Consider the following 12,943-nt stretch of genomic DNA (forward strand, 5'->3'; position numbering starts at 1 on the left):
AATGTTTTATTAACCCTTAGATAACTCAACCTTTACTGATTGGTATAACCAGATATGGTAAATACTTATCCTATAATACTTTCGCTTAAGCTTGCCATTAATTAATATGGAATACAATTACCCATTGAAGCTAAACCGCCGCCAGTTTTTGCTACGTTCAGCTATCACAGCCGGTGGAATTATTTCTACAAATCTTGTATCAAAATCACGAGTTTTTGGCCAAGCACCTGCAATTATTACCTCAGATAAAATGCGTCCTGCCATACCTTATGGCGTAGCTAGCGGCGATATATCCAACGGTAATATTGTAATTTGGAGTCGTAGCGATCGCCCCGCAAAAATGATCGTAGAATATTCTACCAGTGAATCTTTTCGTAATGTGCAGCGCGTTCTCGGTCCCAATACTTTAAAGAATAGCGACTTTACAGCCCGACTTCATCTCAACAACTTACCACCAGACCAACAAATATTCTATCGGGTGATTTTCCAAGATTTAAATTATCAGAACATTAATAGCATTCCTGTTAATGGTACTTTCCGAACTCCTCCCACACATGGACGAGATATATTCTTTGTTTGGGGTGGAGATACTGCGGGTCAAGGATGGGGTATTAATCCTGATTTCGGTGGGATGAAAATTTACGAAACCATGCGCCAACTTAAACCCGACTTTTTCATCCATTCTGGCGACAATATTTACGCTGATGGCCCACTTTCATCAGAAGTAACGCTGGACGATGGCACAATCTGGAGAAATATTACTACAGAAGAAAAATCAAAAGTAGCAGAAACGCTAAAAGAATTTCGTGGTAACTATCAATACAATTTATTGGATGAGAATGTTAAACGTTTTAACTCTGAAGTTCCCATCCTGGCGCAATGGGACGACCACGAAACCACAAATAACTGGTATCCTGGCGAATTTCTTCTCAACGATGAACGTTATGTAGTCAAGGATGTTAACTTGCTAGCCCAAAGAGCAAGGCAAGCATTTTTAGAATATATGCCTATTGGGTATAAAACTGATGATCCAGACAAAGCAAGAATTTATCGCTCTTTCCAGTATGGTTCATTACTAGACATTTTCATGCTTGATGAGCGCACCTATCGGGGAGTGAACACCCCCAATAATCAGCCAGTACCAAGTAAAGACACGGAATTTCTTAGCAGAAAACAAGTGCAATGGCTCAAAAGACAATTACTATCATCAAAAGCAACTTGGAAAGTCATTGCGAGTGATATGCCTTTGGGGCTGATAATTCGAGATGGTAGTACTGATTTTGAAGCTTGGGCTAATGGAGACGGCCCAGCATTAGGAAGGGAATTAGAGCTTGCTGACTTACTACGATTTATCAAAAACAAGGATATCAAGAATGTTGTTTGGTTAACTGCTGATGTACATTATGCAGCAGCCCATTATTATGACCCTGCTAAAGCGCAGTTTAGCGATTTCAAGCCTTTTTGGGAGTTTGTCGCTGGGCCTCTTAACTCTGGTACATTTGGGCCAAATCAACTGGAAAATACCTTCGGCCCACAGTTAGTATTTCAAAGCCTCCCTCCAGGTACGAAAGCAAATCGACCTCCAAGTGAAGGTTTGCAGTTTTTTGGAGGAGTGAAAATTAACAGTTATACAAATGTGATGACGGTAACACTGCGTAACTTGGCTGGGGAGACTGTTTACAGTGTAGATTTACCGCCAGAAAAATAAGTCGCTAAAAGCGCAGTGAAATGTAGCCAGTTAGATAGAGTAATTACGTATTACTCTGTCTGCTGGCTTTGCTGTTTTTTGGCTGAGACGTCGAAGGATGAAAAACTTGGTGTTGCTGGATGAGGGTATGATTTAATCACGCAGAGGCGCAGAGAGAAGCTTGCAATTAAGCAATGCCAAAAACCTTATAGTAGAAGTAAAATCCTAGCATTTTTGGAGTTGGTCATGCTTAAGCAACTCATCCTTGAAAATTGGAAAAGTTTTCGTTATGCGGAGCTTCCACTTGACCCGTTGACTGTTCTTATTGGAACAAATGCAAGCGGTAAGTCTAATGTAGTTGAAGCTTTGGAATTTTTACAAAGAATAGCTAGAGGTGAAAATGTTGAAGTGGCTTTAGCAGGAGATAAAAATATTCCTTCTCTTCGAGGTGGTGTAGAATGGGCTGCACTTAAACCTGAAACTAAATTTACGCTCAACGTGCTAGTAGACGGAAAGCATACTAAAGCCGATTACCTCTACAGTATTACTGTGGAAACTAAACCGCGTACACAGCTTTTAGATGAATCTCTAGTCCTGATTAAACATAGCTTCAATAATGAAGAAGAATATCAAGAAAAATTATTCCAAACAAATAATCCATCATTTTATAGCCCCAGTATTACTGCACACCTTTATGATACAAGTATTACAAAAAAACAAGAGTTTCGACGTGAGCAATCTATACTGAGTCAGTTAATAGGACTTTCTATGAAAATGGTTGAAGCAATTAATATTGTTTCTCAAAGTCTACAGAATGTATTTATCTTAGATTCTATACCTTCTAAAATCCGGCATTATTCACCACTATCTGACAGATTGGAAAGTGATGCATCTAACATTGCTGGTGTACTAGCAGGATTACCCGATGAACAAAAAGAAGAGGTTGAATCAACACTATCTACCTATATCAAAGATTTACCCGAAGGCGATATTCAAAGAGTATGGGCAGAAAAGGTGGGCAGGTTTGGCTCTGATGCTATGCTGTATTGTCAGGAACAATGGAAACCTGGGCATATCACAGAGATTGATGCTAGAAGTATGTCGGATGGAACTTTACGCTTTCTGGCAATTCTCACAGCGCTACTTACTCGACCAGAAGGTAGTCAAATAGTAATTGAAGAAATAGATAACGGCCTTCATCCCTCCCGTGCAGAATTGTTAGTAAGAATACTACGGGAAATTGGCACTAAAAGAAAGATTGACATTTTACTTACTACCCATAACCCAGCTTTACTTGATGCTTTAGGGCCTGAAATAGTTCCTTTTGTGGTTGTCGCACACCGCGATTCTGAAACTGGAGAAAGCAAACTTACCCTTTTAGAAGATATTGAAAATCTTCCTATTTTGCTAGCATCAGGAAGGTTAGGCAGATTAGCAACAAGAGGTGCAATTGAAAAGAGCCTTTCTGATAATAAGTAAAGTTAAACATGAGAAAGGTTCTGATTATTGACACATCCATACTTTGCGTCTATTTAGGTGTGCCTGGTAAAGAGACTTGTGGTTCTGATAATGATAAATGGGATAAAAAAAGAGTTGAAGCCCGTTTTCAAGCAGAAGAAAAACAAGGTGCAAAGTTTATACTACCAATAGCAACAATTATAGAAACTGGTAATCACATTGCACAATCTAACTCTAAGCGATATGAAATTGCTCAAGCTTTCGGTAATATTTTAGTGAAAGTAGCGGATGGAGTTATACCTTGGGGAGTTTTTGAAACTCAAGTGGGTGAACTTTGGAATTCAGAACAATTGAAACAGTTAGCTACTGAATGGCCTACTCTAGCATCTAGAAAGATTTCCATCGGAGATGCGACAATTAAGACTGTGGCTGAATATTACGCTAAAACTAGTAGCACATTCCAAGTAGAAATTTTTACGGGTGATGGAGGACTCAAGGCTTATGAACCAGCTACCCCAGCACCTACGCGTCGAAGTAGTCGCAGGAAAGGATAAAAAACTATTGAACGAGAACGATCGCTTCTTCACCACACTAACAGCAAAAATGGATGTACCAGCCAACAACCCAAGCCAATAGTAAAAAATTCTTGAGCGATCGCCCCTCAACTTTCACATCACGTTATCATCGGATATTGTGGAATTTCCGTGCGTAACTCCTAGCATCTATGACCGCTTCTTACTCTGAAACTCCATCTACCAAGCCAGACGCCAGTACTTTTATTTCCGATCATCGACAGGTAGACCGCAGCAAGTTAAGTCAAATGTACCTGCACTATGTCGAGACGAAGGATAAATATCCTCACGCGATGTTGCTGTATCGGGTAGGAGATTTCTTTGAATGCTATTTCCAAGATGCTGTAAAACTAGCGCAAGAACTGGAATTAGTCCTCACTAGCAAACAAGCTGGAGAACAGGGACGAGTGGCGATGTCTGGTGTTCCCCACCACGCTTGGGAACGCTACACGACAATGCTGGTAGAAAAAGGCTATGCAGTGGTAATTTGTGACCAAGTAGAGGATGCTTCAGAAGCAGCTGGGAGATTAGTACGACGGGAAGTAACGCGTATCCTGACTCCTGGGACTTTGCTGGAAGAGGGAATGCTGAAATCAGGTCGCAATAATTACCTGGCGGCTGTGGTGATTGCTGCTAATCATTGGGGTTTAGCTTATGCAGATATCTCTACAGGCGAATTTCTCACGACTCAAGGTAGTGATTTAGAACACCTGACACAAGAATTAATGCGCTTGCAGCCTTCGGAGGTACTAGTTCCCACTAATGCGCCTGATTTAGGTAGTTTGCTGCGTCCGGGAGAAACTTCGCCGCATTTACCGCAGTGTTTGCCACCATCATTTTGCTATAGTTTGCGATCGCAAATTCCTTTTTCTCAAGGTGAAGCTAGACCTAGATTATTGCAGAAATTTAAAGTGCGATCGCTCGAAGGATTGGGTTGTGATCATCTCCCCCTCGCTGTCCGCGCGGCTGGTGGTCTTTTAGAATACTTGGAAGATACACAAAAAGAAAACCCAGTTTCTCTCCAAAGATTACGCACCTATACAACCACCGATTATCTGATTGTTGATGGTCAAACCCGTCGTAACCTGGAAATTACCCAAACTGTTCGTGATGGTACTTTTCATGGTTCTCTTCTCTGGGCATTAGATAGAACTAACACGGCGATGGGTGGGCGTGCTCTGCGGCGGTGGTTGTTGCAACCGCTACTTGATATTAAAGGTATTCGGGCGCGACAAGATACCATCCAAGAATTGATGGAAAATACCTCTCTGCGTCAGGATTTACGGCAGTTATTACGGCAAATTTATGACCTGGAACGGCTGACGGGGCGTGCGGGTTCTGGTACTGCAAATGCTAGAGATTTAGTCGCTTTAGCAGATTCTTTGTCACGCTTACCAGAATTGTCTCGCTTAGTGACTGAGGCGACTTCTCCCTTTTTGAAGGCTTTACAGAAAGTGCCAACCGTGTTGTCAGAATTGGCACAGAAATTACACGTGCATCTTGTGGAGTCACCGCCAATTCTTATTAAAGAAGGCGGATTAATTCGCGCTGGCGTAAATCCTCAGTTGGATGACAGGAAAGCAACTGTAGAAGCAGACCAACAATGGATTGCTAATTTGGAGGTTGACGAGAGAGCTAGGACAGGAATTCCCACGCTCAAGGTAGGATTTAATAAAACATTTGGTTACTACATCAGTATTTCCCGCGCCAAGGCTGACCAAGTACCCTCTAATTACATCCGCAAGCAAACCTTGACGAATGAGGAACGTTATATTACGCCAGAGTTGAAGGAACGGGAAGCGCGGATTTTGACGGCGCGGGATGATTTAAATCAGTTGGAATATGAGGTTTTTGCAACGCTAAGGGAAGATGTGGGCGCACAGGCGGAGGTAATTCGCAATCTTTCCCGCGCAGTGGCGGCGGCGGATGTGTTGTGTGGTTTGGCTGAGTTGGCGGTACATCAAGGTTATTGCCGTCCAGAAATGTTGCCAGGACGGGAGATTAGCATTGTTGATGGTCGTCATCCAGTGGTGGAACAGTCTTTACCTGCGGGTTTCTTTGTGCCGAATTCGACGCAGTTGGGAGGGGAGGAAACGAACCGCCAAGACGCCGAGGACGCAGAGAAAAATTCTCCCCCTCTCTCCCCCTCTCCCGACTTAGTTATCCTTACTGGGCCAAATGCCAGTGGTAAGAGCTGTTATTTGCGCCAGGTGGGATTAATTCAGTTAATGGCGCAAATTGGCAGTTTTGTACCAGCAAAAGTTGCGAGGTTGGGAGTATGCGATCGCATTTTCACGCGTGTAGGTGCAGTAGATGACTTGGCAACTGGTCAATCTACGTTCATGGTGGAAATGAATGAAACGGCGAATATCCTCAACCATGCCACTTCTAGGTCGCTGGTGCTGTTGGATGAAATTGGCCGCGGAACGGCGACGTTTGATGGTCTTTCCATTGCTTGGGCGGTGGCGGAGTATATAGCTGTGGATATTCGGGCGCGGACGATTTTTGCTACGCATTACCACGAGTTGAATGAATTGGCTAGTATTTTGCCGAATGTGGCTAATTATCAGGTGACGGTGAAGGAGTTACCTGACCAAATTATCTTTTTGCACCAAGTCCAGCCGGGAGGTGCTGATAAGTCCTATGGTATTGAAGCGGGAAGATTGGCGGGTTTACCAGCGGTGGTAATTCAACGGGCAAAACAAGTGATGGGGCAAATTGAGAAACACAGTAAGATTGCGATGGGTTTGCAAAGTCTAGATTAGGTAAGCTTCAAATAAGTTCTTTGAGCAACTGCGTTAGCTTAGCGTGCGTTCCGCGCAATCGCTATGTGAATTTTGAGATTTTTTGCACTTTTTAGCTTTTTTCCCATTTGTTGATTGAGTTGTCACCCGATTTTGGATTTTGGATTTGCGATAGCGTAGCGTCAGGTTCAATATTACTATTGAGCATTTACCGCCTGAACAGTTAGTGGCTGATATCTTAGAGAAAGATAGGCGAGTAGCTGAAATTATGGCGGAGATTCGAGCATTTTTGGGAAGTTAAATCAGGAAAAAGTTAGATGAATATCGAGCAAGCAGTGTTAGAAAGATTACGCCAGTTACTTATTGATAAACAGCAGCAACTATTAGATTTTGCAGAATTTTTATCTCAAAAAACGACTTCTAAGACTCCTTTACGAACTGTTAGAGGATTTTGTGCTGATTTAAAAGTAGATATTACTGAAGAAGATATTGCTCAAGCGCGTCAAGAAATGTGGGGAAATTTTCCCAGGGATATCGTTTAATGACATCGGTAGTTGCAGATACACACACTTTAATTTGGTACGTTTTTGACTTGCAGAAATTGTCAGAAGCCTCATTAACAGCGTTGGAACAAGCAGTTAATACAGGTAATCCTATTTACGTATCAGCTATCACAGTCATAGAAATTATGCTTTGCTGAAGAGGTATTAACACGAATTTTAAATGTTTTAGATAACCCCAATGTAGGCATTGTACTTGTACCTCTGGATCGAAATGTTTCAGGAGAAATTCGGCAAATTGACCGGGTACCTGTTCCTGATATGCCTGATAGGATTATTGCAGCTACAGCTTTTTCTTTGGGTATTTCTCTAGTTACTCGTGACTTGCGAATTAGAGCTTTAACTACTATTAAAACCTATTTGGTGAAAATAGTTTTTTTAATGATCAGGGAAGTAGAGGTGACTAATGAGATTTTGAAAAGGGTAACGAGATAAATCTTCCCAATACCCAATACTTAATCCCTAGTTCAAGATGTTGATATAACCATCAACAAACAGACTAATAATAAACCCACTAGTACCAGCAAAGCTTGATTGCGTTTTATCCAGCTTCTCACAGTTACTATAAAGCTGTTGGTGTAACGCTGCTGTTCTAACTCTAATTTAATTTCTTCAATATTTTGGTAGAGAGTACAGTCTTTAGCGTAGGGACGTTGGGGAAAGTTGCAGGTATCGTCAGTGTGATAGGTACATGTGTCGCACAGATACTCATCCCCAGTAGCACGGTGTAAGGGAATGCCAGGATGTCCGTAAGCTTTAAGTATTGTGCGGCAATAGGGACAACTAATAGCCTGACTATCAACGAGTTGATGGCAGCGGGGACAAGATACAGTAGCCAAATTTAGCGCCAATTAGGTAAGTAAATACTTTAATCTTAGCTGTTTAAGGAAAGAAGGGGAGAGGGAGGAGTGAACGATAAATTAGCGTAAAGGTTTTGGTTACGCGTGATTGCTTTGTCTACTTGTAACTAAGCTTAATTTTAAGCGATCGCTCTCTTTAAATTAAGATAAAGTTATTTTTGTTACAGTGATCGCGCTAGATTACGTTACAAAGGGGCGGACAAGATGCCCACCCCCTTTCTTTATTTTTCCCATCCTCCCCACCCAAAACCCAAAAAAAATCCCCCACCATTGCGGCAGGGGATTTTAACTATTTACTTACAAAACTAGTAGCCAGCTTAACCGAACTTACCAGCCGTTGAGGCGATCAAGAACGCCGCGTAAGTCAAGACATAGCCAACAGTAAAGTGAGCTAGACCAACTACACGGGCTTGGACAATAGATAGAGCAACGGGCTTATCTTTCCAGCGAACCAAGTTCGCTAAAGGAGTGCGCTCGTGTGCCCAAACCAGGGTTTCAATCAACTCTTGCCAGTAACCTCTCCAGGAGATTAAGAACATGAAGCCAGTCGCCCAAACCAGGTGTCCGAACAGGAACATCCAAGCCCAAACAGACAGGTTATTCACACCGTAAGGGTTGTAGCCGTTAATCAACTGAGCGGAGTTCGCCCAGAGGTAGTCACGGAACCAACCCATGAGGTATGTTGAGTTCTCGTTGAACTGAGCAACGTTGCCTTGCCAAATACCTAGATGCTTCCAATGCCAGTAGAAAGTAACCCAACCTACTGTGTTCAATGCCCAGAAAAGAGATAGGTAGAAGGAATCCCAAGCAGAGATGTCGCAAGTACCTCCACGACCGGGGCCATCACAAGGGAAGGCATAGCCAAAGTCCTTTTTATCGGGCATTAGCTTAGTACCACGGGCATCCAAAGCACCTTTGACTAAGATCAAAGTGGTGGTGTGCAGACCCAAGGCGATCGCATGGTGTACTAAGAAGTCACCAGGACCTATTGTTAAGAACAGGGAGTTTGTCCCAGAGTTAATAGCATCTAACCAGCCACTTAACCAAACGTTGCCGTAGTTGGGATAGGCTGTGTAAGCGACGCTATCTGGGTTCGACAGCAAGGTGTCTAAGCCATACAACACTTTTCCGTGAGCAGCTTGAATGAACTGAGCAAACACCGGCTCAATCAAGATTTGCTTTTCAGGTGTACCGAAAGCAACTACTACGTCGTTGTGGACGTACAAACCAAGAGTGTGGAAGCCTAAGAAAAGCGATACCCAGCTGAGGTGGGAGATAATCGCTTCTTTATGCTTCAGCACGCGCTCAAGGACGTTGCCTTTGTTTTGTTCGGGGTCGTAATCACGCACCCAGAAAATGCCAGCGTGGGCAAAAGCACCAACTAACAGAAAAACTGCAATGTATTGATGGTGCGTGTACAGCGCTGCTTGGGTGGTGTAGTCCTTAGCAATAAATGCGTAAGGAGGCAGAGCGTACATGTGTTGCGCCACCAGTGAGGTGATGGTTCCCAGCGCTGCCAAAGCTAAAGACAATTGGAAGTGCAGGGAGTTGTTGATGGTGTCGTACAGCCCTTGGTGAGGTAGGTTGAACTGACCTTCACTCTTAGTACCGGGAACTAAACCGGATTTGGAGTTCAGCATTTCTTTGATGCTGTGACCAATTCCGAAGTTAGTCCGGTACATGTGACCGGCGACAATGAATAGTACTGCGATCGCCAAATGGTGGTGAGCCATATCGGTTAACCACAGTGATTCTGTCTGGGGATGGAAGCCACCCAAGAAAGTTAGAATCGCTGTTCCTGCACCTTCTGATGTACTGAACAAGTGCTGTGCAGTATCAGGGTTTTCAGCGTAAACACCCCAGTTACCTGTAAAGAAAGGTGTCAAACCTGCTGGGTGGGGTAGGACAGACAGGAAGTTATCCCAACCCACATGCTGTCCGCGAGATTCAGGGATGGCGACGTGAATCAAGTGACCAGCCCAAGCCAATGAACTAACGCCAAACAAACCTGCTAAGTGGTGGTTTAGACGAGGCTCAGCACTCTTAAACCAAACTAGGCTGGGGCGATACTTGGGTTGCAAGTGCAGCCAACCAGCGAACAAGAATACAGCCGCCAGCAGTAAGAGGAAAACTGAACCTGTGTACAGTTCAGTATTCGTCCGCATCCCGATGGTGTACCACCAATGATAGACACCAGAGTAAGCAATATTTACGGGATTGCTAGCACCACCTTGGGTGAAAGCTTCAATTGCTGGTTTGCCAAAATGGGGATCCCAAATCGCATGGGCGATTGGGCGGATATGCAGGGGATCTTTAATCCACTGCTCAAAGTTACCTTGCCAGGCTACGTGGAACAGGAGGCTCGATGCCCACAAGAAGATGATTGCCAAATGACCGAAGTGAGTTGCGAAAATCTTTTGGTAAAGATTTTCCTCAGTCATGCCATCGTGACTTTCAAAGTCGTTACCTGTGGCGATCGCATACCATATCCGACGCGTGGTCGGATCTTGCGCTAAATCCTGGCTAAATTTAGGAAATTTTGTTGCCATAAAAAAGAATACTCTTCGCCCTCATCAAATTTTAAGCCTTCAATACCCTATCCATCTTTCTGGATATTGATGTGAGCTATAGATCATCCTAAAGCCTAATTAAAAAAAAAATCCCCCACCTTTTGGCAGGGGATTTTCTTTAATTACCTACAACCTAATGATTTAGCCAACTAAAAAATATTAGCCGAACTTACCAGCAGTCGAAGCAATCAAGAATGCGGCATAAGTGACGATGTAGCCAACTGTGAAGTGAGCTAGACCAACTACACGGGCTTGGACAATAGATAGAGCAACGGGCTTATCTTTCCAGCGAACCAAGTTCGCTAAAGGAGTGCGCTCGTGTGCCCAAACAAGGGTTTCAATCAACTCTTGCCAGTAACCTCTCCAGGAGATTAAGAACATGAAGCCAGTTGCCCAAACCAGGTGTCCGAACAGGAACATCCAAGCCCAAACAGACAGGTTATTCACACCGTAAGGGTTGTAGCCGTTAATCAACTGAGCGGAGTTTGCCCAGAGGTAGTCACGGAACCAACCCATGAGGTATGTTGAGTTCTCGTTGAACTGAGCAACGTTGCCTTGCCAAATACCTAGATGTTTCCAATGCCAGTAGAAAGTTAACCAACCAATGGTGTTGAGCATCCAGAAAGTAGCGAGGTAGAAGGAATCCCAAGCAGATATGTCGCAAGTACCGCCACGACCGGGGCCGTCACAAGGGAAGGCATAGCCGAAGTCCTTTTTATCGGGCATCAGCTTAGAACCACGGGCATCCAAAGCACCTTTGACCAAGATCAAGGTGGTGGTGTGCAGACCCAAGGCGATCGCATGGTGTACCAAGAAGTCGCCAGGGCCAATTGTCAAGAACAGGGAGTTTGTCCCAGCGTTGATAGCATCTAACCAGCCTGGAAGCCAAACGTTAGCGTAGTTAGGCCATGCTGTGTAAGCAATACTATCTGGGTTAGATAGCAATGTATCTAAACCGTACAGTACTTTACCGTTAGCAGCTTGGACAAATTGAGCAAATACTGGCTCAATCAAGATTTGTTTTTCAGGAGTACCGAAAGCAACTACTACGTCGTTGTGGACGTACAAACCAAGAGTGTGGAAGCCCAAGAAAAGGGATACCCAGCTGAGGTGGGAGATAATCGCTTCTTTATGCTTCAGCACGCGCTCAAGAACGTTGCCTTTATTTTGTTCTGGGTCGTAATCACGTACCCAGAAGATTGCTCCGTGAGCAAAGGCACCAAGAATTAGGAAACCAGCAATATATTGGTGGTGCGTGTACAGCGCTGCTTGGGTGGTGTAGTCCTTAGCAATAAATGCGTAAGGAGGCATGGCGTACATGTGTTGCGCCACCAAAGAGGTGATGGTTCCTAGAGCAGCTAGGTGAATACCCAACTGGAAGTGCAGCGAGTTGTTATAGGTGTCGTACAACCCTTGGTGAGGCAGGTTAAACTGACCTTCACTCTTGCTACCAGGAACTAAACCAGATTTGGAGTTCAGCATTTCTTTGATGCTGTGACCAATTCCGAAATTAGTCCGGTACATGTGACCGGCGACGATAAATAGTACTGCGATCGCTAAGTGGTGGTGAGCTATGTCAGTCAGCCACAAAGCTTCTGTCTGGGGATGGAAGCCACCCAAGAAAGTCAAAATCGCAGTTCCTGCACCTTCAGATGTGCTGAAAACATGGCTAGGTGTATCAGGGTTTTGAGCGTAAACAGCCCAGTTACCTGTAAAGAAAGGTGTCAGACCTGCTGGGTGAGGTGGGGTATTTAGGAAGTTATCCCAACCTACGTGCTGTCCGCGAGCTTCAGGGATGGCAACGTGAATCAAGTGACCAGCCCAAGCCAAGGAGCTAACACCAAATAGACCTGCCAGGTGGTGGTTTAGGCGATGTTCAGCGCTCTTAAACCATGCCAAGCTGGGACGGTACTTGGGTTGCAGGTGTAACCAACCAGCAAACAAGAATACAGCCGCGAACAACAACAGGAACACTGAACCTGTGTACAGTTCAGTATTTGTCCGCATCCCGATGGTGTACCACCAATGGTAGATACCAGAGTAGGTAATGTTTACGGGATTGCTAGCACCAGCTTGGGTAAAAGCTTCAACTGCTGGTTTACCAAAGTGGGGATCCCAAATCGCGTGAGCGATTGGGCGGATATGAAGGGGATCTTTAATCCACTGTTCAAAGTTACCTTGCCAGGCTACGTGGAACAGGAGGCTCGATGCCCACAAGAAGATGATTGCCAAATGACCGAAGTGAGTTGCGAAAATCTTTTGGTAAAGATTTTCCTCTGTCATGCCATCATGGGTTTCAAAGTCGTTGCCTGTGGCGATCGCATACCATATCCGACGCGTGGTCGGATCCTGCGCGAGATCCTGGCTAAATTTGGGAAATTTTGTTGCCATAGGTTTAATAAATCCTCTGACCTTTAGCCATCACGTATCAACTTGCGGTGAAGTTAGGAGTTAAGAGTTTTGAATATAAAGATTACTTCTTTAACTCATCA

Annotated in this window: 9 protein-coding genes; 6 read left to right on the top strand and 3 right to left on the bottom strand. The window is 44.2% G+C overall.

From position 1 onward, the window contains the following. Window positions 1–106 precede the first annotated feature (106 nt). From HCR01_RS19390 to HCR01_RS38815, 6 genes are all read left to right on the top strand, one after another. Window positions 107–1,708 carry an alkaline phosphatase D family protein gene (locus tag HCR01_RS19390; protein ID WP_193197738.1) on the top strand — a complete coding sequence of 534 codons (1,602 nt, stop codon included), beginning with the start codon at window positions 107–109 and terminating at the stop codon, window positions 1,706–1,708. A gap of 225 nt (window positions 1,709–1,933) precedes the next feature. Continuing rightward, window positions 1,934–3,166: an AAA family ATPase gene (locus HCR01_RS19395; RefSeq protein WP_193197739.1), complete on the top strand. Its 1,233-nt coding sequence runs from the start codon at window positions 1,934–1,936 to the stop codon at window positions 3,164–3,166. A gap of 8 nt (window positions 3,167–3,174) precedes the next feature. Next, window positions 3,175–3,699, top strand: a complete 525-nt coding sequence (locus HCR01_RS19400) for a hypothetical protein (RefSeq protein WP_193197740.1) — start codon at window positions 3,175–3,177, stop codon at window positions 3,697–3,699. Between the two features lie 170 nt (window positions 3,700–3,869). Then, a complete protein-coding gene (gene mutS / locus HCR01_RS19405; protein ID WP_193197741.1) occupies window positions 3,870–6,482 on the top strand; it encodes a DNA mismatch repair protein MutS in 2,613 nt (870 codons plus the stop codon). Window positions 6,483–6,778: 296 nt separating this feature from the next. After that, entirely contained in the window at window positions 6,779–7,003 is a 225-nt protein-coding gene (locus HCR01_RS19410) for a hypothetical protein (protein WP_193197742.1), read from the top strand. Beyond that, complete coding sequence (locus tag HCR01_RS38815; RefSeq protein WP_226889444.1) at window positions 7,003–7,161, top strand: hypothetical protein; 159 nt, start codon at window positions 7,003–7,005, stop codon at window positions 7,159–7,161. Before HCR01_RS19410 ends, HCR01_RS38815 begins: the two co-directional genes overlap by 1 nt. A gap of 327 nt (window positions 7,162–7,488) precedes the next feature. On the opposite strand, the gene HCR01_RS19420 is transcribed toward HCR01_RS38815, so the two are convergent. From HCR01_RS19420 to psaB (HCR01_RS19430), 3 genes are all read right to left on the bottom strand, one after another. Continuing rightward, a complete protein-coding gene (locus tag HCR01_RS19420) occupies window positions 7,489–7,860 on the bottom strand; it encodes a zinc ribbon domain-containing protein (protein WP_193197743.1) in 372 nt (123 codons plus the stop codon). A 338-nt stretch (window positions 7,861–8,198) separates the two neighbouring features. Next, window positions 8,199–10,430 carry a photosystem I core protein PsaB gene (psaB, locus tag HCR01_RS19425; RefSeq protein WP_193197744.1) on the bottom strand — a complete coding sequence of 744 codons (2,232 nt, stop codon included), beginning with the start codon at window positions 10,428–10,430 and terminating at the stop codon, window positions 8,199–8,201. A 180-nt stretch (window positions 10,431–10,610) separates the two neighbouring features. Then, on the bottom strand, window positions 10,611–12,842 hold the full coding sequence (gene psaB, locus HCR01_RS19430) for a photosystem I core protein PsaB (protein ID WP_193197745.1): 2,232 nt from the start codon (window positions 12,840–12,842) through the stop codon (window positions 10,611–10,613). Window positions 12,843–12,943 lie beyond the last annotated feature (101 nt).

Origin of the sequence: Nostoc sp. MG11 (genome assembly GCF_014904695.1) — a bacterium.
GTDB lineage: Bacteria > Cyanobacteriota > Cyanobacteriia > Cyanobacteriales > Nostocaceae > Komarekiella.